Consider the following 21,120-nt stretch of genomic DNA (forward strand, 5'->3'; position numbering starts at 1 on the left):
GTACTAACGTGCACGCCGGTCCGTGAGAGCGAATCCGACACCGGCCACCAGCACCCACACCGGGCCGGTGAAACCGGCCATGTACTGCAGCGGCGAGATGCCGAGGAGCAACGTCAGGCCACCGAGAACGATGCTCGCCCAACCGATCCACCGAGGTGCCGCACGGTGACGCAGGGCTGCCACCGCGACCGCGACGCCGCTCACTCCGGCCCCGACCCACAGCCACGGGATGGTGCCCATCCAGTGCGAGGCGAAGACCGCGACTTCGGGCACCATCCGATCGGTGTTCCCGAGCCCGAACAGCAGCTCGGTGTCGAGCCCCGTGCCCATGAGTGTCGCGACCGAGGTGAGCACGAGCCCGAAGGCCGCGACCGTGGGCACGAGGCCGAACTCCGGAGTGCCCGCGCGCAGTCGGCGCTGCAGGCCCGCCGCGAAGACGAGCAGCAAGGCCGTCGACACCATCAACGTCAGGTGCATGACGAGCATGGCCGTGCGCTGCCCGGCGAACTCGGTCATGATCGCCGCCGCGTTGCCGGCGGTGCGCTCGTCGTACGCCGCGCCCATGGCCATGCTCGCCTGGATGCCCACGACGCCGGCGAGTCCGGCGGCGGCACCCGTCCACGCCCAGATCGAGCCGGGGCCACGAGGGTCGGGGGTGATCGGCGTGAGAGGTTCGGTCTCGGTGCCGAGAGTGTTCATGAGGGTCCCTTCGGATCGGTGCGACGCCCTGCGCGTCGTGGAAGGAACGATCCGGTGCCCGGTGTCCCGGGTGGAAGGGACGGCTGTCCCGACCTTCCGGGACCACAGTTCGCGCTCTCCCGGGCAGGCGCCGTGTGCCTACCACAACCGAGGGGAGGTTGTGTGCGATTCTCCCGACGAAAACGCGCACAACCTCCCCTACGACCGGAGGATGTCGACGCGGACATTTCCGGGCTGCCGGATCCGCGTCGCCCCGAATTCACTCAGGGATTTCGGGTGCGGCGCTCGTCCGCCGAATGAAGAGCGGCGACGGATGCGAAGGCCGCAGCCAGTACCAGTAACAACAGCACAACATTGAGTGTCATGGAATGTCCTTTCACGGGGCCGGGCGAATTTCCCCCGACTTCGAAACAGGCGCTCCCCTCTTCTATCCCATTTACGAGAAATATGCGAGTCAACGCATTTTCCACCGGCGAATTCGATACGTTCGCAATTCGAACGCCGCAGAATTCCGGGTCGAATATTCCGTCGGAGAATGCGGCGGATCAGCCCAGTGACCTGCGCCTCATGCGCGCCTGCCGACGGTGAGCAGTGCCCCGTCGGTTCCTAAGGTGATACGACGTGGCGGAAGCGAGCGGAGATCATCGGGTCGTCGACCTGCCGTTGCCCACACCCGCCCCGCTGCGGACGGCGATGCTGACGGTTCCCCGTCAGGGACGCCGGTGGCCCGGGGCCGCGCGTGCAGTCGCCACAGTCGCGGGGCCCGGTCTCGTGGGCGTCACTCTGGGATTCGGTGCCGTCTCCGCCGTCGCCACACTCGGCGCCTTCGCCGTCGTCTACGGCGAACAACGTCCCTATCGGGTACGTGCCCGGGTGGTCGCCGTCGTCGGCACGGTGCTCGTCGCGCTGGCGACGATCGGCGCCGCGGCCGGGTCGGTGGTCCACGACGCGGTGGCAGCCGGTGGGTCGGCGTGGTGGTATCTGCTGGTCGTCGCGGCGATGACCGCGACCGTCTCGGTGTGCGCGTTCGTCGTGGACGCATTGCGTATGGGTGCGCCCGGCGCCTTCCTGATGTTGTTGTCCCTCGAGATCGCCTCGGCTCTGCCTGCGTTGGGAGTGTCCGTCCCGGCGGTCGCGGTGTGGACGGCGATCGGGGCGGCGGCGGCCGTCGTGGTGTCCGTGTCCGGCGCCCCCTTCCGGCCACGGACCCCGGAACGCACCGCCGTGGCCGCGGCGGTTGCCGCCGTCGACGCGGTCTTCGAGGAGAACTCACCGGCTCATCGCCGCGCCGCCGTCCACGATCTGCACGTGGCCTGGCAGTGCCTGCACGACGCCGGCCTCGTCGGCTCGGGGCACCCCCTCGAACGAGCATTGCACGCCGCCCACGTTCGATGTGCGAAGACACTGCACGAACGTCCGCGCGACGAAGCGGTCCCCGAGGACGACCTGCAATTGCAGCCGCCGCTGCGGCGACCCTCGGTGCGGTACCGCCTCGCGCGGGCCGCGCACCCGCGCAGTCGTTCGGCGACGATCGCCGTGCGTCTGCTCGTCGCGGGGCCGGTCGCCGGCACGACCGCGATCGCGCTGGGTGTCGGGCGCCCCGATTGGGCGGTCATCACGGCGGCGATGATCCTGCATCAGGGACCGGACCGGATCCTCGGCTCGTACCGGGCCGCGCACCGCTTCGTCGGCACCGTGCTCGGGCTCGGCCTGCTGGCCTGCCTGACGCCCTTCCATCCGAGCGGTGTCGCGCTCGTGGTGGTGCTGGCCGCGGCGATGGCCGGCACCGAGATGTTCCTGGTGCGGAACTACGGCCTCGCGATGGTCTTCATCACCCCGCTCGTCGTCGTTCTCGGCGGGCTGGGTACCCCCGGCGATCTGGTGACGGTCTCGCGCGACCGGTTCCTCGAGACCGTCGTCGGCGTCTGTGTCGCGCTGGCGGTGATGTGGGGCGTGCTGCCCCGGGCCCACCGCCGCGTCCTCGACTTCGCCGACGGTCGCGTCCGCGACGCCGTCGCCGGGATCGCCGCGTCGACGGACGTGGAAGAACTGCCCGAACTGCGCCGCGATCTGGAGTTCGATCTGCACGCCTCCACCACCGCGGCCGTCATCGCCGCGCACACCGAGCCGGCGTGGACCCGGCAGCGCTGGACCGAGCATCGCCGGCTCCACGAGTTCGGCTACCGGATCCTGACCCTGCCGGAACGACCGGGTCCCTGAAGCAGGGACCCGGTCGCTTCCGCACGAAGATGCGCCTTCGTCAGAGCACCAACACTGCGAAGACGGTCGAGAGGATCAGCCCCGCCATCACCGGCAGGAAGCACTTGCGGGCGAGATCCAGCACCGGCACCCGGGCGAAACCGGCCACGGCGACCAGCGAGGACCAGGCGATGATGACGCCGCCGCCCGACCAGATGTTCCCCATCTGACCGATCGCCGCGAGCGTCGACGGGTCGACGTCGACGGCCGGGCCGAGAGCACCCGACAGCGCGCCGGTGAGGGGCAGTCCGCTGAATCCGGAACCGTCGAGTCCCGCGACCACTCCGATGAGCAGAATTCCGAACGAGGTGACGAAGGCGTTCTGCGGCAGATGTGCCTGCACCGAGGTCACGAGGTCGAACAGGATTGCCGGGCCCGCGGCGTCGGCGGACAGGCCGAGGATCGGGCCTGCGAACTCCGGGTTGCCGATGAAGAAGAATCCGGCGATCGGAAGGACGCAGCCCATGGCCTTGAATGCGAAGACCAGACCGTCGACGAGGTGATCCGAGGTGGTCTCGAGGAAGCTTCCCCGGTCGGTCGACGCTGCGGCGGCGAACAGGATCAGGGCTGCGATCCCGCCCACGATCGCGGCGGCCTCACCACCCTGCAGGGGCGGCACGACCTCGGTGAACTTGCCCAGCATCAGATAGACGATGAACGCGAGGTAGGCCAGCGGCACGAGCATCGCGAACGCCTTGGCGGTACCGCGACGCTCCTTCTCCGCCTCGGCGGGGTCGGCGACCGGCTCGGACGGAGCCACCAGCACCGCCGTGGCCGCCGTTGCCTGCTCGCCGCCACCACCGGGCCCGCCGGGACCGCCGGCCGGTTCGGGCCGGCGCGGAAGACGGGAGCCGCCTGCTCCACCCGAGGAGTCGTCGCCGCCACGGGTGTCACCGATGCCGCTGTCGGCTTCGGATTCCCATTCGACGAGCAGGTCGGCGGACGGTGCACGCCAGTGCCGCTTCTGGACGAAGTAGGTGATGAGCAGTGCCGTGACGCCCACGATCAGGGAGAGGACCAGCGCCTTGTCCGCGACGGAGTCGGCGTCGACGCCGGCGGCTGCCGCGGAGATACCGGGTGCGACCTTGATGATGTAGTCCGACGACAACGCCATGCCCTGACCGCAGATCGCGATGACCATGCCCACCGACAGCGGGGACATGCCGGCGCGGATCGCGACGGGGATGAGCACTGCGCCGACGAGGGGCACGGCCGGGGTGGGCCAGAAGAACAGGGAGATCACGTAGGTGACGGCGGCGAGGACGAGGAAGCTGCTGGTGCCCGCGCGCATGACGCGCCGGAACGGCGCGACCATCATCCGGTCCGCGCCGAGCTGGCGCAGCGCGCCGAGCATGGCCGTGACCATCGCGATGATGAGGAAGATGTTGAACAGTTCCTTCGCCGCGACGAGGCTCGCGTTGAAGATGGCCGACAGTCCCGTGACGATGCTGCCCGAGAACGTCAGTGCGGTCAGGAAGGTTGCGACGACTGCAGGAACGACGATGTTCTTCCGCAGGGCCATGGTGGCCAGGATGACGAGGATGCCGGCCAGGTAGACCCAGTGCGCGGCGGTGAGGTGTACGTCCAAGGCGTTTCCTTCGACAGGAGGGTGGAACGAGTCGGGCTGTGTTCGTGGACGGTGAATGGGCACTCGATGTATTGGGGGAACTTTCCGCTACGGCCCGTGCTCGGTCAACGAGAACGGTGCACAGTGACCGACACGCTAACTGTGCACTGTGTTCCACTTTTGCGATTTCGTGACGCCGAGTCGCTCGCATGTGAAAAATTGCTACGAACATGTGTCGCGAGCCCGGCGCCGGTCTCGCGATCTCGCCGAATGTGCACTCTGCCCCGGCTCGTCCGGATCCGATGTGCATCTCGACTCCGCGATGGCGATGCATCCGACGGTAGCGCAGTGCGACAGTGGTCCGACGGTACGAACCGTGCCGCGCACGTTCCCGAGGTTCCGGAGAGTTCGATGACCACTCGCACCGATACACCGGCAGCGCCGGCAACCGAAACGGATGCAGGCACCCCTACGGCCCTGTCCGCCCTGCTCGCCGGGACCCTCGTCGGGACACTGAGCAACAACATCATCAATGTCCCACTGCCACAGATTCTTTCCGACTTCGACGCAAGCCTCGACGACGGCGCACTCCTGGCCGTCGGTTTCCTTCTCACTTTCGCTGCGGCGATGCCCCTCGCGGGGTACATCGGCGACCGATACGGCCGTCGGCGCGTCTACTGCGGCGCCCTGCTCGGCACCGCGATCTGCGCGGCCGGAGCGGCGACGGCGCCGACCCTCGAGATCCTCGTGGTCTGGCGCGCCCTCGGTGGACTCGCGGCCGCCGCCTTCGCACCGGCCGTCATGGGACTGATCGCGTGGCTGTTCGGCGCACACCGACGCGCACGCGCGGTGAGCGCGTGGGCCACCGTGAACGGACTCGGCCAGGCCGTCGGCCCCACCCTCGGCGGTTTCGTTGCGGGACAGTGGGGTTGGCGATGGGTTTTCGTCCCGATGATTCCGATTGCACTGATCGGACTCGCCGGAACGCTGCGCTGGATCCCGATCTTCCCCGGCCGCCGGATGACCCTCGACGTACCCGGCGCGATCGCACTGACACTCGGTTCCGCCGGAGTCGTGCTGGGGCTGAGCATGTTCGGACAGGCGGGGATCCCCACGTCCGTCGCGGGAATCGTGCTGGCGGTCTCGATCGTCGTACTCGTCGGTTTCGTCGGGCACTGCCTGCGCGCGACCGTACCGTTCGTCGACGTCCGACTGCTGGTCGAGAGCCGGTTCGCGCGGAGCGCGGCCGCCGCCTTCGCGCAGATGTTCTGCCTGGGTGCGGCCCTGCTGGCCGTGCCGCTGCGGTTGCACGCGACGGGCGCGTCGACGGCCACGGCCGGGGTGATCCTGTTCGCGCTGCCCGCAGTGATGGCGGCCCTCGCCCCGGTGGTCGGCCGCACCGTCGATCGTGTCGGCGGACGACGGATGTTGCGGGCGGGACTGGTGGTGCTGCTCGTCGGTCAGGTCGCGCTCGCCGTCGTCCTCTCGGCGGACGAACCGCGCCTGTGGCTCGTCGCGACGGTCCTGGCGATCACCGGTGCCGGCATCGCCGCCGTGCAGACCCCTGCAGCGGCAGGATCGACGCGGTCACCGGCGGGTGAGCGCGGGACAGGGCTGGGGGTGTTCAACCTGATCCGTTTCGGCGGATCGGCCGTGGGGGCGGCGTGGGTGACCGTCGCGCTCGGCTCGTGGACGGTGGGCCCGCTCTTCGCGGTGTGCGCCGTGGTCGTGTGCGCGGGGTTGGCCGCCTCGTTCCTGGGGACGGATCCGGAGGACACCGAACCCGTCTCCGATTCGACAGCCGTCAGCGGTAGTTGATCTCGTTCTCGACGGAGGTGCGCAGCCGGTCGAGGAGCTCGAGCCTGACGGCGAGCCAGGCCGTGAACTGGTTCTCCGGTATCCGGACGTCCATCGCCATCGCGCGGGAGATCCGGTCGAGCTTCGACAGCATCGTGTTGCGATGAACCGACAACTCCCGCGCCGCCGCATTGACGTTCCCGCCGGCCGCGAGATAGGCCGACAGCGTGTCGTAGAGGTCGGTGCCGGGCTCGAGCGCGCCGAGCACGTCGCCGACGAATCTGCGGCTCCGGTCGGTCTCGGCGACCAACTCGAGCACGCCGTAGCCCCGCAGATCGCGATACGCCACCGAACCCGACATCCCGAGCCGCTGCCCGATGCCGAGCGCCACGCGGGCCTGCCGGTAGCTCTCGCGGATCTGGTCCGCCCCGACGGCCGGAGCGCCGTGGGCGACGGGCACCGGGCGCACGCGCCGGCGGGACAGATCCTGTGAGACCGCGTCGGCGTACTCGGCGATCTCGAGTTCGACATCGCGCGGGTCGCGGTAGCGCAGCGACCGCACCACGACCAGGACGTCGCCGATCACCGTGACGTACGAGCGCACCGACGGATGGGGCAGGACGCTGGCCGCGTACCGGGCCAACCGCAGCAGTCCGCCGGATTCGTCGCCGCCCGGACCGGCCGGGTTCTCCCCGTAGCCGGGCGCGACGAAGACCGCGAACGTCGAGGTGAGGTCGATGTCGTGGTACTCGGCGCGGGCCTGCATGTCGTGCTGGCTGGTGAAGCTGCCGTGCACCAGAGCCTGCACGAAATCGCCGCGGGCCCGTTCCTCGGCCTCGTCGACACTGCGTTGCCGCAGCATCTCCGACCCGATGATCGCCGTCGCCTGTTCGGTGACGACCGCGTGCTGGGCCAGCTCGTGCGGTCCCGGCGACGGCCCCGAGGCGAGAACCACCACCCAGCCCTCGAACCGTTTGCCGAGCCGGATGGTGCTCGCCGTGCACGTCCAGTGCGTGCCTCCGACGACCTCCTCCAGCACGCGGGTGTCGTGGTGCGCGTGACGATCCGCGGCCGTCACCGCCGACAACTTCTCGAGCAGGATCTCCGAGATGTCGTCCGCCCGGCCGGCATCCACGCCATGGAAGGCGACGGCCTGGCCACGCGCGTCGAGCGCGATCGCCGGATGCTGCGCGAGGGCGGAGACCTCCTTGACCAGCAACGTCAGTCCCGCGCCACGGTGCAGCAGACCGGCGAGCGTCGAGTGCACATGCGCGGAATAGCGCATGACGTGCATTTCCTGCATCAGCGACCGCTCGGCGAGCAACCTGTTGAGCGCCGCGAACCCCACGGGCAGGTCGAGTTCGATCACCACCGACCCCGGCGGCCAGGACACTCCGGCGGGCGCCGCGCCGTCGACGACCAGCGCCGCGGCGCCGCGGGCCGCAAGCGCGGACAGAGCGTGCGCGCTGTCGGCGAGCGACTCCGGCCGCATGTACACGGCGACACCGTCGAGATCGTCGAATCGGCCGATGATCTCGCCGAACGGCAGCACCCAGGTGAGCGCCCGGTCGAGATCGGCCTCCCGATCCACGACCCGGGCGCCCGCCATGAGCGGTTCGTCGAGCAGCCCTCGGACTGTCAGACGCGGGCTCGATTCCATGGGGACCTGCTTCCCTCGGGAGCATCTGCGGGCCGCGAGGGGGTGGGCCCGCCGACACCGTGGCGGTGTGCACTTTCTACACCAGTTACCAGAGTCATGGGTCACAGACACATGTGCACTGTGTACACCGAATTACGAAAACGACGGTGATCTTGACCGTCCCCATCGGCGCGCAGCCCTGTTAGAAATGAGCCACGCCGGACACACCGCTTCACCACTCCGGCACCCGCCGACACTTCAGCGACGCGGCATCGGCGGGACGCATCCGGATCCCGACGCGGACCAGGAATCGTCCGACTCTCCGACCCGACCTCGAAAGTGGACACCCATGCATCGAATCCACCGCATCACCCTCGACGACGCACTCCCCCTGCTGGCCGCCGGCCGCGCGAAGGCCGAGGAGATCGGCGTGAAGCAGACCCTGTGTGTCTGCGACGAGAGCGCGAACGTCATTGCTCTGCACCGGCTTCCCGGCGCCCGCTTGACCGGTGTCGAGATCGCCATGGCGAAGGCGTTCACCGCCGCCGGGCACGAGCGCGCCACCCACCTGTTCAACGAGGGCCCCAACGGACCCGCCCTCCCCGGCAACGAGGCGTTCGGCATCAGCCACATGCTCCCCGGGAAGTTCGCGATCTTCGTCGGCGGCTTCCCCCTCGTCTACGACGGGCAGATCGTCGGCGCCGTCGGCATCAGCGGCGGCAACGGCGAGCAGGACAAAGCGGTCGGCGCCGCCATGATCGCCGAATTCGAAGCTCTGACCTCCGCGATCAACGCCTGATCGCATCCCCCGCACGACCTCCTCACCGAAAGGCATCATCATGACCGAACTGCTCGGACGCGACGAATTCCGCGCCGCACTCGAAGACGCCATCAAGGGACGCGAGGCCAAGAACGCCTCGTTCAGCAAGGCGTGGGCCGAGGGCAAGCTCGAAAAGCACCACTTCGCCCGGTGGGCCGAGAACCACTACCACTACGTCGGCCCCTTCGCCGACTACCTGGCGAACATCTACTCCAACACCCCCGATCACTTCACCGACGCCAAGGACTTCACCCTCCAGAACATGTACGAGGAGGAACTGGCCGACATCCGGCACACCGACCTGCTCATCAAGTTCGCCGAGGCGTGCGGCACCACCAAGGAGCGCGTCGAGGATCCGAACAACATGAACGCCGTGACGCGCGGCCTGCAGGCGTGGTGCTACGCGGTGTCCCAGCGCGAACACTTCGTCGTCGCCACCGCGGCGCTGGTCGTCGGCCTCGAATCGCAGGTGCCGAGCATCTACAAGAAGCAGATCGTCCCGCTGCGCGAGGTGTACGGATTCACCGAGGACGAGATCGAGTTCTTCGACCTGCACATCACCTCCGATGTGGTGCACGGTGAGCGCGGCTACCAGATCGTCCTGGACTGCGCCGACACCCCGCAGCTGCAGCAGCGCTGCCTGCAGCTCGTCCGCTGGGGAGCGGAGATGCGCTTCTCGTACACGAAGGGCCTGTACGACACGTACGTCGCTCCCGATCTGGAGCTGGCGTCCGCCTGATCCGATGTGCGGGAGCGGAAGTCGCTCGCGGCTTCCGCTCCCGATGTCGCACACGAGCGAAGGAGAAGCATGTCCACCGAAATCATGGGCAGCGGGACCACCGGCACCGATGCCGCAACGGAGTCCCCGGCCTGGGTCGCCGTCGCCACGGTGAAAGAGGTGACCCGCCGCCGCAAACTCCGCGTGGAGGTCGCCGGCCTCGCGATCGCACTGTTCCATGCGAACGACCGCATCTACGCCTTCGCCGACCTGTGCATCCACCAGGACCGCTCGCTCGTGAAGGGCACGCTCCTGCACGGCCGGGTCATCTGCCCGGGCCACCAGTGGCGCTTCGATCTCGAGACCGGATACGAAGAGGACCAGGACCTCTGCCAGCCGGTCTATCCCGTCCTCGTGCGCGACGAGACCGTCCTCGTCGACCCCACCCCGCGTCCGGCACCGGCCGCATCCGGAAAGGAGTGCACGGCATGACCGTTCGCACCGTAGTCACCGTGGGCGCCGGCCAGGTCGCCGCCGTCGCCGCACGCACCCTGCGTCGCCGCGGCTTCGACGGACGGATCGTGCTGCTCGGCGACGAGCAGCACGCCCCCTACCAGCGTCCGCCCCTGTCGAAGGAATTCCTCGCGGGCTGTGAAGGAGTCGACTCCCTCGCGCTGCTGACCCGGAAATGGCTCGACGCCAACGACATCGACATCCGCACGGGCGTGTCGGTGCAGCGCATCGACACCGCGACCCGCACCGTCGAGTTCGACGGCGGCGAGATCGCCGCCGACGCGATCGTCCTCGCGACGGGCGGACGCCCCCGCACCCTCACCACCACCGGATCCCGTCCCGATCTCGTCCACTACCTGCGCACTGTCGACGACGCGACCGCCCTCGCGGCACGCCTGACCCCGGGGTCGAGTCTCGCAATCGTCGGTGGCGGCTTCATCGGACTCGAGATCGCCGCGACGGCACGATCTCTCGGCGTGACGGTGACGGTCCTCGAACAGGCCGAACACCTGCTCGGAGGCATTCTCGGCGAGCGGGTCGGCGGCCACTGCGCCGATCTGCACCGCCGCAACGGCGTCGACCTGCGCACCGGCACGGGTGTCGCCTCGGTGACCACCTCCGACAGCGGCGTACGGATCGAGACCACCACCGGCGGGATCGTCGAGGCCGACGCCGTGGTGGTCGGTATCGGCATCGTGCCCAACACCGACATCGCGGCGGCGAGCGGACTGACCGTCGACGGTGGGGTCGTGGTCGACGCCACCGGACGTACCTCGGTCGAGAACATCTACGCGGCAGGCGACGTCGCGAAGCGCTTCTCACCGAGGGAAGGCCGGCACATCCGCGTCGAGCACTTCGACAACGCGAACCGGCAGGCCGCGGTGGTCGCCGACACGATCGCCGGACGGCAGTCGCTCTCCGACGACCCGCACTGGTTCTGGTCGGATCAATACGACACCAACATCCAGTTCGCCGGATCGGCTTCCGGAACAACCGAACTCGTCGTCCGAGGTGATGCCGGCAGCGGAGAGTTCTCCGTCTTCTATCTCGCGGGAGACGTATTGACCGCCGCCTTCGCGATGGACCGCGGCGAGGACATCATGGCGGCCCGCGAACTCGTCGGACGCCGAGTGGACGCGGCGCTGCTCGCCGACGAGGACACCGATCTGTGGGAGATGTACGAGGAGGTCGAGCCCGCATGACGATCACCGGCCTGAACCACATCGACGGCAACTGGGTACCGGCGGCCTCCGGAGCGGTCTTCGAACGCCGCAACCCGGCCGACGAGACCGATCTGATCGGCACCTTCCCGGATTCCGACAGCGTCGACGTCCGCAACGCCGTCGGCGCACTCGACAAGGCCGCGCCCGAATGGGCCGCCACCCCGCCGGAACGCCGCGCCGCGATCCTCGAAGCGGCCGCCGACCACCTCGCCGCGCGCTCGGCCGAACTCGTCGACGAACTGATCCGCGAGGAGGGCAAGACCCGCACCGAAGCGTCGATGGAGGTGAGCCGCACCCCCATGAACCTGCGCTTCTACGCGGGTGAAGCGCTGCGCGCCACCGGTGCGACCTTCCCGGCCCCCGGATCCACGACGATCTACACCGTGCGCGAACCGATCGGGATCGTCGGTGCCATCACACCGTGGAACTTCCCGCTCAACATCCCCTCCCGCAAGCTCGGGCCGGCGCTCGCCGCCGGCAACACGGTGCTGTTCAAGCCGTCCGAGATCACCCCGCTGATGGGGCAGCGACTCGTCGAGGCCCTGCTCGCCGGTGGTCTGCCGCCCGGCGCGATCGCACTCGTCCAGGGCGACGGCAAGGCAGGCGCGGCCGTGTCCGGCGACGAACGGGTCGCGGCCGTGACCTTCACCGGCTCCACCGAGGTCGGACGCGCCATCCACCGCAGCGTCGGCCCCGACCGGCGCGTGCAGCTGGAGATGGGCGGCAAGAACCCCGTCGTCGTGCTGGCCGACGCCGACCTCGACGCCGCAGCCGCACTGATCGTCAAGGGCGCCTTCGGATTGTCGGGCCAGGCGTGCACCGGCACCAGCCGTGTCGTCGCCGTCGACGCAATCCACGACGAGTTGCTCGAGAAGGTCGCCGAACGCACCCGCGCCCTGCGGGTGGGACCGGGTTCGGGTGCCGCCGTCGACCTCGGCCCGCTCGCGAGTCGCGGTCAGCTCGACAAGTTCCTCGAGTACGTCACCATCGGCACGGACGAAGGCGCACGGCTCGTGTGCGGTGGCGCGCGATGCGACGACGATGCGCTGCGAGACGGATTCTTCGTGCGGCCCACAGTGTTCGCGGACACCGCACCGGGGATGCGCCTGCTCACCGACGAGATCTTCGGACCCGTGCTGGCCTTCCAGCGCGCCGGTTCCTTCGACGAAGCCCTCGCCCTGGCGAACGACACCGCCTTCGGGCTCAGCGCCTCCGTCGTCACCCGGAGCCTCTCGGACGCCCAGCGATTCGTCGCCGGATCGAGGACCGGACTCGTGAAGGTCAACCAGCCCACCACGGGAATGGCCATGAACGCACCGTTCGGCGGTTACAAGCAGTCGAGCACGCAGACCTTCAAGGAACAGGCCGGCCCCACGCTCATGCAGTTCTACCAATCCGAGAAGACCGTCTACCTCGCCCCCGACGCCTGACCGGCGAACACCCCTACACATGCCTGGAGGAAAGACCATGGAGTTCAAACGAGTGGCCCGATCCGGGCAGGTGCCCGAAGGCATCGTCCGCCGGTTCTACGCCGACGACTACGAGTTCGCCGTCTCCCGGCTCGACGGCAAGGCGTACGCGACATCCAACTACTGCTCGCATCTCGACTGCCTGCTCTCGTCCGGCAAGCTCGTCCAGGACGGCATCGGATGCTCCTGCCACGGAAGCGCGTTCGACCTCGAGACCGGTGAGCCGATCTGCCCTCCGGCCACCGAGCCGATCAAGACCTATCCGTGCGAGGAGCGCGACGGGGAGATCTTCGTCGGGATCGACCCCGCCGAGCCGCCGGAAGGACCGCGCCGACGCAGGATGCGGTCGGCATGACCCGGCGCGCTGTACGACCGGCGACGCTCGCTACCGGGGGCATGGTCGCGTCGAGTCATCCGCTCGCGAGTCGGGCCGGGGTCCGCGTGCTCGAAGACGGTGGTAACGCCGTCGACGCGGCCCTGGCGATGGCGGCGGTCACGTGGCTGACCCTGCCCGGGCAATGCGGCATCGGTGGCGACGCCTTCGCCGTGGTGCGCGAACCGGACGGATCGGTGTGGACGGTCAACGGCAGTGGTTACGGACCCGACGGCGGCACACCGGATTTCTACCGGGAACACGGACTCGGCGCGATCCCGCTCGACGGGGCGCTCGCCGTCGCCGTGCCCGGTGCGCCCGCCGCGCTGGCCGCACTGCACCGGCGGGGAGCGAGCAGGTCGCTGCCCGAACTGTGGGCACCGGCCGCCCGTCTCGCCGGAAGCGGCCTGCCCTGCTCGGCGAAGACTCGGACCGATGTGCAGACCGCCCTCCATGCGATCCGCGGCGACGCCGGACTCGCCTCGGTGTACACCCCGGGCGACCGTTTCCCGCGCGTCGGCGACATACTGCCGCAACCGGATCTGGCCCGCACCATCCGTGCTCTCGCCGACGATCCGGGATCGTTCTACACCGGCGCGCTCGCCGAACGCTGTGTGGCTACGCTGCAGGGGTGCGGAGCACCGTTCACCGGCGACGAATGGCAGGCCGGGGCGACAGTGGACGCGGAAGCACCGCTCACCGCCACCTATGCGGGGCACGTCGTGCACCAGACCCCGCTCCCGACGCCGGGATGGATGGTGCTGCACCAGGCCGCCCTGTGCGACGGCGCACTCGGCACGCATCCCGTACTCGGGGCGGCATCGATCGACCGGATGGCCCGCGCGGCCACCCTCGCCTTCGAGGACAGACTCCGCTGGTGTTCGTCGGACAACGACGGGGTCGCGCGGGTGCTCGACCCCGCGAATATCGCAGCGGGTCGCGCACGGATCGACGAGCGTGCACCGGCCGGGGCGTTCGCGGTCGCCGCCGGGGACACCACGTCGTTCGTCGCCGTGGACGCCGACGGGCGGGCGGTGTCGTTCATCCATTCGCTGGCGTTCACCTTCGGCGCGAAACTCACCGTGCCCGGCACCGGCATCGTGCTCAACAACCGGCTCGGTCGCGGTGCCTACCTGATCGACGGTCACCCCAACGAGGTTGCACCGCGCCGCAAGCCCCTGCACACACTCAACGCGTGGATCGTCACCGACTCGGCGGGCGAGCTGCGGCACGTCGGCAACACCCCCGGCGGCGACGGTCAGGTGCAGTGGAACATGCAGTTGCTGTCGCACCTGCTCGATCACGGTCTCGATCCCCAGGAGGCGGTCTCGGCGCCGCGCTTCACCGTCTTCCCCGGATCGGACGCCGACGTGCTCGGCGAACCGACCGCGTTGCGGATCGAAGGCGACGTCGCCGACGGTGTGTGCGACGAACTGCGCCGGCTCGGTCACCGGGTGGAGATGCTCGAACCACTGGGCGCCGACGGAAGCGCACAGGTGATCTCGATCGACGACCGCGGAGTGCTGTCCGGCGGCAGCGATCCACGACAGGAGGGGGTGGCGCTCGGTGTCCTCTGACATTGCTCCGCAACGGGTGTCCTCTGACATTGCTGCTGTCGCACCGCGTCCGCAGGGCCGGTACGTCCCCGCCGTACTGGCCGGCGACACCGTCCGCACGGCGGGCATGACGCCCCGGCGCGACGGCGAACTGATACTCACCGGGCGGGTCGGCGCGGAGGTCACCGTCGACGAGGCACGTGCCGCCGCGATCGTCGCGGTGGGCAACGCGCTGGCGGCGATCCGTGCGGCGCTGCCGGAGGGCACACCGTTCCGGCCGGTCGAGATGGTCGTCTACGTCGCGACCGCGCCCGGGTTCACCGACCTGTCGGTGGTCGCGGACGGCGCGTCGAACGTGATCGAACGCCAACTCGGTGTCGCCGCACTACCGGCACGCACCGCCGTCGGCGTCCACACCCTGCCCGGTGGAGCGCCGCTCGAGATCGCACTGACCGCCGTGTGCGGATAAACGGAGGCCACAACCGGGAAACGAGGCTCACAACCCCGGTGGTCGGCCATCAGGGTTGTGAGCCTCGACTGTGGGTGGTCCACCTCGGCGACGAGCGCTCACCTCTTCGCGCCGATGTCCTCGAGTTCGGCTGCGAGATCGACACTCTCGGACGGTCGCTGCCACCGATACACTCCCCCGCCCTGGGCGTAGGAGAGGTGACCGCCGAGCGCGCCGCCGACACTTACGGCGCCGAGACCGACCAGGGTCCACACCGTCCCCGTCCGGTCGTGCCGTGCGCGACGCGCGCGATAGGACGTCGCCATGCAGATCGCCCCGATCGCGTTGGATACAGCATGCACCGCGCCGACCCTGCGCTGAGGAACATCGAGGGTGGAGAAGTCGGCGTATCCGGTGATCACGGTCGGAACGGCCGCGGCCAGTCCGAGGGCGACGAGTTTCCGGGACGCGTCCCGCTGGCCGGGCAGCGCATCCAATACGGCAGCGGAGATCCACGATCCGATCGGGACGGTGACGAGGAGGGGATGGACGGGGTGTCCGAGCCAGGAACCTCGGAGCAGGTCGTCGACGACGGAACCGTCGAGGACTCGCCGTATGCGCTGCGCGACGCGCTCGGCGGGCCGATCCACAGCGTCGAAGAATTCGACGGCGCGCAGGAGTTCGTGCAGGTTCATGATGGGGCGATACCCGTCGGCAGCAGATACGAATCGCCGGGTGACCGCGATGCGACGGCACCCTTCGATCGCTGACCATGACGAGGGCGGCATTCGTATTTCTGTCGTATCCCGAGGGCACCATGTGGCCGTGACCGAAAAGACCGTCGGGCTTCCCGAGGACTATCCGCAATTCCTGGACGAACTCGAAGCACAGGTTCGTCGAGCGCGTCTACGGGCTACACGCGCCGCGAATACCGAACTGCTGATCCTGTATTGGACGCTCGGGCACTCCCTTCTCGAGCGTCAACATGTACACGGCTGGGGATCGAAGGTCGTCGACCAACTGGCCAGGGACCTGCGCTCCGAGTTTCCACACATGCGCGGTCTCTCGCGCCGCAATCTCTTCTACATGCGGTCCTTCTCGACAAGCTCGACAATCGAGAGCTTCGCGACTGGTACGCAGCTCGCGCAGCAGAACACGGGTGGTCGCGTCACGTTCTGACCATCAGATCGCCGGGCAGTTACATCGCCGTGTAGGTGCCGCACCGTCGAATTTTCCGGACCATCTTCCTCCACAGGACTCCGACCTCGCACAGCAACTCGTTCCGCGACCCGTACATCTTCGATTTCCTCGATCTCGACGAGCGGGCCGCGGAACGAGAACTCGAAGCGGCACTGATGACACGCCTCGAACAGGTACTCCTCGAACTGGGGCACGGGTTCGCGTTCGTCGGCCGCCAGTACCACTTCACCGTCGACCACGACGACTTCTACATCGACCTGCTCTTCTTCAACTGGATTCAGTCGCGCTTCGTGGTGGTCGAGCTGAAGATCGGCCGGTTCGAGCCCGAATACGCCGGCAAACTCGGTTTCTACGTCTCCTGGGTGGACGAGAACCTGCGAGTCGCGGACCGGCACGCACCGACCATCGGGATCCTGCTGTGCGCGGGGCGCAACGACAACGTCGTGCGCTATTCGCTCGCGGGCACGACCGCTCCCTTGGCGGTTGCGAACTACACCTACGACACCCTGCCCGAACCCATCCGCGAACTCGTGCCTACCGACAGCGAACTCGCCGACGCGGTCGATGCGACCTGGGACGAGCTCACGCCGGACCGCACCGACGGAGACGATCCGCAGAGCTGACACCGTTCGTCGGCAGCTCCGGACGCGGTACGACTATTTCTCGTCGAGCGGTTTCGCTCCCAGTACGTCCTTGAGCAGTTCGATGGCGACTTCCTCCGGATCGCGACGCGTCGACGGATCGCCGGGTGTGGCGGCCTCGGCGAACATCTCCTCGACGTCCGCCTCCGTCATCTGCGACGGGTCGGGCGGCGGCGCGTCGTAGCCCGGCCCCGGATCGTCGGGGAGATCGGGGGCTTCGGGCGGCGGGATGTCGTCGACGTTCTCGACGGACGGACGTGTGAAGGTCGGGGCTGCGGAAGCGGAAGCGGTGGCCACCGGCCGCTGCGGTGCGGCGGAGGCTTCGGCGGGCACAGCCGGCGCGGCGTTCTTCGCCTGACTCGGCCGGGAGAAACGGGGCTGACCTGCGGGGCGCGAATTCTTCTCGGGCGCCTGGGTTCTGACGGGCGCCTCCGCAGCCGAACCGTGTACGCAGGTGACCTCGAACTCCCCACCGAAGACCTCGTGCAGCGCATCGGCGATGACTGCAGCGTTGCGCGGGTCGGCGAGTCGCTTCGCGAGCGGAGCGGAGTCGTGCACGAGCACGACGCGCGTGCCGTCGACCGAGCGCACGGTGGCGCCCGAGAGCATCACCTCGACGGTGCGGCTCCGTTCGCGGACCTTCGCGCGCACCTCCGACCACACGCCCCGCATCTGGGCTGCATCGGGACCGCTGGTCGCGCGGACAGGTTCGGGCTCGGGTTCGGGAGCAACCGGCTCCTCGATCTCGGGTGCAGGCGCGGGCGCGGGCGACGGAATCTCCTGCCCGACACCCTCGTCGGGCACACTCTGCGGCTGCGACACCTCCGGAACGACGGGAGGCGGCACCGCAGCGGGAGGCGGCGTCGGGGCAGATACCGACTGGGCCGGTTCAGGCTGCATCGGTGCCTGCGGGGCGGGGGCCTGCTGGACAGGGGTCTGCTGGGCAGAGGCTTCCGGTTGCGGCCGAGTGGCCTCGCGAGGCGGCGCGGCAGGCGGCACCTCGCTCACCCGGCGCTGGGAGGGTCGCTGGAAACGCGCTGCGGGCTCGTCGGGCGAGAGGGGCGGTGTGGCAGGGGCGGACACGGGCCTCGGTGCAGCATCTCCGGCCGGAGGCGCGACGATACCCTGTTCGAGACGTTCGAGCCGTTGCAGCACAGCGGTTTCCGCATCGGATGCCGCGGGGAGCAGCATGCGCGCACACATCACCTCGAGCAGCAGTCGCGGCGACGTCGCCCCACGCATCTCGCCGAGCCCGGCGTGCACGATCTCGGCGTAGCGCGTGAGGGTGGCCGGACCCAGACGGGTCGCTTCGTCGCGCATCCGCTCGAGGACGTCGCCGGGTGCGTCGACGAGCCCACGCTCGGCGGCATCGGGCACCGACTTCATGAGAATGAGGTCGCGGAGGCGTTCGAGCAGGTCGACGGCGAAGCGACGCGGGTCGTGTCCGGCGTCCATGACCTTCTCGACGGTGCCGAACAGCCCCGCGCCGTCACCGGCCGCGAGCGAATCGACGGCCTCGTCGATGAGCGCCACGTCGGTGACGCCGAGCAGCGACAGGGCGCGGTCGTAGGTGACGCCTTCGGGTCCGGCGCCGGCGAGGAGCTGGTCCATCACCGACAGCGAGTCGCGGGGGGATCCGCCACCGGCGCGGATGACCAGCGGGTAGACCGCATCCTCGACCGGAATGTTCTCCTGGCCGCAGATCTGTTCGAGCAGCCCCCGCATCGCGGTGGGGGCGAGCAGCCGGAACGGGTAGTGGTGCGTGCGCGACCGGATGGTCGGCAGCACCTTCTCGGGCTCGGTGGTCGCGAAGACGAAGATCAGGTGCTCCGGCGGCTCTTCCACGATCTTGAGCAGGGCATTGAAGCCCTGCGTGGTGACCATGTGCGCCTCGTCGATGATGAAGATGCGGTAGCGCGACTCGGCGGGAGCGTAGAAGGCGCGGTCGCGGAGTTCGCGGGTGTCGTCGACACCGCCGTGGCTCGCGGCATCGAGTTCGGTGACGTCGAGATTGCCGCCGCCACCCGGCCCGAGCGACACGCACGACCGGCACGTACCGCAGGGCGTCGAGGTGGGGCCCGTCTCGCAGTTGAGCGAGCGGGCGAGGATACGGGCCGAGGACGTCTTGCCGCATCCACGAGGACCCGAGAACAGGTAGGCGTGGTTGATGCGGCCTGTGTCGAGCGCCGTGCTGATGGGCACGGTGACGTGCTCCTGCCCCACCACCTCCGCGAAGGTCGCAGGTCGATACTTCCGGTACAGAGCCACGCGCCGAGCGTACCGGCGGCGGCCGACACGCACGGAGGTCGGTCCGCCGCCCTCTGTGGCCGAGACCACTCCCGCGTCGGGCGTATACCGAGATCCATCGCGCCTGACGCCCCGGCCCGGGCACGATCCACCCTGACGATCCCCGAGCTCGAGGACGAAGGAGTCGTCACGGTCGAGAAGGAGGGCGGGCTCAGCCGCGAGCGAAGAGGCGGATGCGCTGTTCGCGGCTGCGCTCGAGATGAGCACGCATGTGCTCACGGGCCGCGGACTCGTTCCGCGCCCGCAACGCGCCGAGGATCTGCGCGTGCTCCCGGTTGAGCAGATCGGGTTCGCCGTAGTTGGACGGCGGCCCGGAGTCGTAGATCCGCAGCTGGGTGGTCAGTCGCACGAGCAACGTCGTGATCGTCGTGTTGTGCGCGGCCTGCCACAGCGCCTCGTGGAACCGGAAGTTCCCGATGCGCACCGCGGCATCGTCGGTGGCGGAGCAGCACGAATCGTGCAGCCGCTCGAGCCGGGCCATGTCGAGATCGGTGTGCCGGACCGCCGCGGCGCCGGCCGCCTCGGATTCGAGCGCGACGCGCGCCGCATAGATCTCGATGACGTCCTCGGGAGTACCGGAACGCACCCGGAAGCCGCGGCTCGCCCGTTCGAGCAGACCGTCGTGCGCGAGCCAGTTGAGCGCCTCGCGGATGGGGGTGCGGGAGGCCCCGTAGGTCTCGCTGAGCTGGGTCTCGTGCAGAGCGGCGCCGCGCGGGAACTTCCCGGCGAGGATGTCCGAGCGCAGGCGCAGGTACTGCCTGGAGGTCTGGTCGTCGCGCCCGGTGGGCGGTTCGACGAGAAGCGAGCTCTCCAGCTCGGCCGTCGCGTCCTGCTCGGTCATCTACACCCTCCGTAGGCATGCCGGTTACGTGCGCCGATTATGCCACTGTCAACGTGCGAATACTTGCGTATACGCTATCCGTCGTTTAGCGTCGGTCGGGCGAACACGACGAGAGGACCGAACGCGTGACCGAGGCAAGTTTTCGAGACGAGCAGGTGCTGATCAGCGCCGACGAGCTCTCGAACGATCCCGGTGCATACACCGTCCTGCACGCCACGGTCACCTTTCCGAAGCCCCGATTCGACGGCGACTACCGGCCGGAATCCGGCTACGCGACCTGGCGCGCCGCACACATCCCCGGGTCCCTGCACGCCGACCTGCTCGGTGGATTCAGCGCCCCGGACCCCGACCTGCACTTCACCCGTCCCACTCCGGACGCCCTCGCGGCAGCCCTGGCCGAACTCGGCGTGGCCCCCGAGGCCGACCTCGTCGTCTACGACGACGGTGGCATGACCTGGGCGTCCCGGCTGTGGTGGATGCTGCGCAACATCGGCGTCTCCGCCCGCGTCCTCGACGGCGGCTTCGCCCGCTGGACCGCACTCGACCTGCCCGTGGAGGCCGGCGACGCCGCCGAACGCCACCCCGCCACGCCTCGGACCGCGCGGACCGACCGCGGCCTGTGGCGCGACCGCGACGACGTGCTCGCCGTGGTGTCAGGCGACGCACCGGGCACCCTCGTCTGCGCGCTCGACGCCGCGCAGTTCGCGGGCACCGTCACCACCCGTTACGCACGCCGCGGGCACATCGACGGGAGCCGGAACCTGCCGGCCAAGAGCCTGCTCACCGACGGGATCCTGCGGAGCACCGATCGGATCGGCGAGCTGACCGAGCAGGTGCTCACCGACACGTCCCGGCCGCTGATCCTGTACTGCGGTGGCGGCGTCTCGGCCTGCCTGCTGGCGCTCGCCCTGGTACGGACGGGACACGACGACGTCGCCGTCTACGACGGCTCGCTCGAGGAGTGGACGGCCGACCCCGCCCTTCCCATGCGGACCCTCGGAGAAGAGAAGGGCGGCGCATGATGCGATGTCCGCGATCCTGACCGCTTCG

The 21,120-nt window shown here is 69.2% G+C and carries 17 protein-coding genes and 1 pseudogene; 12 read left to right on the forward strand and 6 right to left on the reverse strand.

Annotated features, from left to right (window positions below; translation table 11 throughout):
• Positions 1–3: 3 nt before the first annotated feature.
• Positions 4–699, reverse strand: a complete 696-nt coding sequence (locus tag A8G18_RS04245) for a hypothetical protein (protein ID WP_172506073.1) — start codon at positions 697–699, stop codon at positions 4–6.
• Positions 700–1,320: 621 nt separating this feature from the next.
• On the opposite strand from A8G18_RS04245, the gene A8G18_RS04250 reads away from it, so the two are divergent.
• Positions 1,321–2,919 carry an FUSC family protein gene (locus tag A8G18_RS04250; protein WP_064062849.1) on the forward strand — a complete coding sequence of 533 codons (1,599 nt, stop codon included), beginning with the start codon at positions 1,321–1,323 and terminating at the stop codon, positions 2,917–2,919.
• A 40-nt stretch (positions 2,920–2,959) separates the two neighbouring features.
• Here A8G18_RS04250 and A8G18_RS04255 read toward each other — a convergent pair whose 3' ends face one another.
• Positions 2,960–4,546, reverse strand: a complete 1,587-nt coding sequence (locus A8G18_RS04255) for a TRAP transporter large permease (protein ID WP_064062850.1) — start codon at positions 4,544–4,546, stop codon at positions 2,960–2,962.
• A 327-nt stretch (positions 4,547–4,873) separates the two neighbouring features.
• Between A8G18_RS04255 and A8G18_RS04260 the strand changes: the two genes are divergently transcribed.
• Positions 4,874–6,343 (forward strand): MFS transporter, encoded by a 1,470-nt coding sequence (locus A8G18_RS04260; RefSeq protein ID WP_084421477.1) that lies wholly within the window; start codon positions 4,874–4,876, stop codon positions 6,341–6,343.
• On the opposite strand, the gene A8G18_RS04265 is transcribed toward A8G18_RS04260, so the two are convergent.
• Positions 6,330–7,982 carry a PucR family transcriptional regulator gene (locus tag A8G18_RS04265; protein WP_064062851.1) on the reverse strand — a complete coding sequence of 551 codons (1,653 nt, stop codon included), beginning with the start codon at positions 7,980–7,982 and terminating at the stop codon, positions 6,330–6,332. The two genes, A8G18_RS04260 and A8G18_RS04265, sit on opposite strands and share 14 nt — an antisense overlap.
• A gap of 328 nt (positions 7,983–8,310) precedes the next feature.
• On the opposite strand from A8G18_RS04265, the gene A8G18_RS04270 reads away from it, so the two are divergent.
• The 8 genes from A8G18_RS04270 (at position 8,311) to A8G18_RS04305 (ending at position 15,102) form a co-directional block, all read left to right on the forward strand.
• On the forward strand, positions 8,311–8,760 hold the full coding sequence (locus A8G18_RS04270; RefSeq protein ID WP_006552488.1) for a GlcG/HbpS family heme-binding protein: 450 nt from the start codon (positions 8,311–8,313) through the stop codon (positions 8,758–8,760).
• A gap of 40 nt (positions 8,761–8,800) precedes the next feature.
• Positions 8,801–9,520: an iron-containing redox enzyme family protein gene (locus tag A8G18_RS04275; RefSeq protein WP_006552489.1), complete on the forward strand. Its 720-nt coding sequence runs from the start codon at positions 8,801–8,803 to the stop codon at positions 9,518–9,520.
• Between the two features lie 84 nt (positions 9,521–9,604).
• Positions 9,605–9,991 (forward strand): Rieske (2Fe-2S) protein, encoded by a 387-nt coding sequence (locus A8G18_RS04280; RefSeq protein WP_064062904.1) that lies wholly within the window; start codon positions 9,605–9,607, stop codon positions 9,989–9,991.
• The gene (locus A8G18_RS04285; protein ID WP_064062905.1) at positions 9,988–11,214 is read left to right on the forward strand and encodes an NAD(P)/FAD-dependent oxidoreductase; all 1,227 of its coding nucleotides are present in this window, start codon (positions 9,988–9,990) and stop codon (positions 11,212–11,214) included. The genes A8G18_RS04280 and A8G18_RS04285 overlap by 4 nt, the downstream gene beginning before the upstream one ends.
• Positions 11,211–12,665, forward strand: a complete 1,455-nt coding sequence (locus tag A8G18_RS04290; protein WP_064062852.1) for an aldehyde dehydrogenase family protein — start codon at positions 11,211–11,213, stop codon at positions 12,663–12,665. The genes A8G18_RS04285 and A8G18_RS04290 overlap by 4 nt, the downstream gene beginning before the upstream one ends.
• Before the next feature lie 37 nt (positions 12,666–12,702).
• A complete protein-coding gene (locus A8G18_RS04295; protein WP_016932244.1) occupies positions 12,703–13,059 on the forward strand; it encodes a Rieske (2Fe-2S) protein in 357 nt (118 codons plus the stop codon).
• A complete protein-coding gene (locus A8G18_RS04300; RefSeq protein WP_064062853.1) occupies positions 13,056–14,654 on the forward strand; it encodes a gamma-glutamyltransferase family protein in 1,599 nt (532 codons plus the stop codon). The genes A8G18_RS04295 and A8G18_RS04300 overlap by 4 nt, the downstream gene beginning before the upstream one ends.
• 16 nt (positions 14,655–14,670) lie before the next feature.
• Positions 14,671–15,102, forward strand: coding sequence for a RidA family protein (locus tag A8G18_RS04305; protein ID WP_245207770.1), 432 nt, complete (start codon positions 14,671–14,673; stop codon positions 15,100–15,102).
• A gap of 98 nt (positions 15,103–15,200) precedes the next feature.
• On the opposite strand, the gene A8G18_RS04310 is transcribed toward A8G18_RS04305, so the two are convergent.
• Positions 15,201–15,776 (reverse strand): DUF2231 domain-containing protein, encoded by a 576-nt coding sequence (locus A8G18_RS04310; RefSeq protein ID WP_064062854.1) that lies wholly within the window; start codon positions 15,774–15,776, stop codon positions 15,201–15,203.
• 130 nt (positions 15,777–15,906) lie between these two features.
• Here A8G18_RS04310 and A8G18_RS04315 point away from each other — a divergent pair.
• Positions 15,907–16,904: pseudogene (locus A8G18_RS04315) on the forward strand (PDDEXK nuclease domain-containing protein).
• Positions 16,905–16,937: 33 nt separating this feature from the next.
• Here A8G18_RS04315 and A8G18_RS04320 read toward each other — a convergent pair.
• Together A8G18_RS04320 and A8G18_RS04325 are read right to left on the reverse strand one after the other, a co-directional pair.
• Positions 16,938–19,190, reverse strand: a complete 2,253-nt coding sequence (locus A8G18_RS04320; RefSeq protein ID WP_064062907.1) for a DNA polymerase III subunit gamma and tau — start codon at positions 19,188–19,190, stop codon at positions 16,938–16,940.
• Between the two features lie 190 nt (positions 19,191–19,380).
• Positions 19,381–20,070 carry a GntR family transcriptional regulator gene (locus A8G18_RS04325; RefSeq protein ID WP_016932250.1) on the reverse strand — a complete coding sequence of 230 codons (690 nt, stop codon included), beginning with the start codon at positions 20,068–20,070 and terminating at the stop codon, positions 19,381–19,383.
• A gap of 125 nt (positions 20,071–20,195) precedes the next feature.
• Between A8G18_RS04325 and A8G18_RS04330 the strand changes: the two genes are divergently transcribed.
• On the forward strand, positions 20,196–21,092 hold the full coding sequence (locus A8G18_RS04330; protein WP_064062855.1) for a sulfurtransferase: 897 nt from the start codon (positions 20,196–20,198) through the stop codon (positions 21,090–21,092).
• Positions 21,093–21,120 lie beyond the last annotated feature (28 nt).

Origin of the sequence: Rhodococcus gordoniae (genome assembly GCF_001646655.1) — a bacterium.
Lineage (GTDB): Bacteria > Actinomycetota > Actinomycetes > Mycobacteriales > Mycobacteriaceae > Rhodococcus > Rhodococcus gordoniae.

Excerpts from the sequence above, each read along its gene's own strand:
- A8G18_RS04245 (WP_172506073.1), bottom strand. The coding sequence starts at position 699 with ATGAACACTCTCGGCACCGAGACCGAACCTCTCACGCCGATCACCCCC.
- A8G18_RS04265 (WP_064062851.1), bottom strand. The coding sequence starts at position 7,982 with ATGGAATCGAGCCCGCGTCTGACAGTCCGAGGGCTGCTCGACGAACCG.
- A8G18_RS04270 (WP_006552488.1), top strand. The coding sequence starts at position 8,311 with ATGCATCGAATCCACCGCATCACCCTCGACGACGCACTCCCCCTGCTG.
- A8G18_RS04275 (WP_006552489.1), top strand. The coding sequence starts at position 8,801 with ATGACCGAACTGCTCGGACGCGACGAATTCCGCGCCGCACTCGAAGAC.
- A8G18_RS04280 (WP_064062904.1), top strand. The coding sequence starts at position 9,605 with ATGGGCAGCGGGACCACCGGCACCGATGCCGCAACGGAGTCCCCGGCC.
- A8G18_RS04285 (WP_064062905.1), top strand. The coding sequence starts at position 9,988 with ATGACCGTTCGCACCGTAGTCACCGTGGGCGCCGGCCAGGTCGCCGCC.
- A8G18_RS04290 (WP_064062852.1), top strand. The coding sequence starts at position 11,211 with ATGACGATCACCGGCCTGAACCACATCGACGGCAACTGGGTACCGGCG.
- A8G18_RS04295 (WP_016932244.1), top strand. The coding sequence starts at position 12,703 with ATGGAGTTCAAACGAGTGGCCCGATCCGGGCAGGTGCCCGAAGGCATC.
- A8G18_RS04300 (WP_064062853.1), top strand. The coding sequence starts at position 13,056 with ATGACCCGGCGCGCTGTACGACCGGCGACGCTCGCTACCGGGGGCATG.
- A8G18_RS04310 (WP_064062854.1), bottom strand. The coding sequence starts at position 15,776 with ATGAACCTGCACGAACTCCTGCGCGCCGTCGAATTCTTCGACGCTGTG.
- A8G18_RS04325 (WP_016932250.1), bottom strand. The coding sequence starts at position 20,070 with ATGACCGAGCAGGACGCGACGGCCGAGCTGGAGAGCTCGCTTCTCGTC.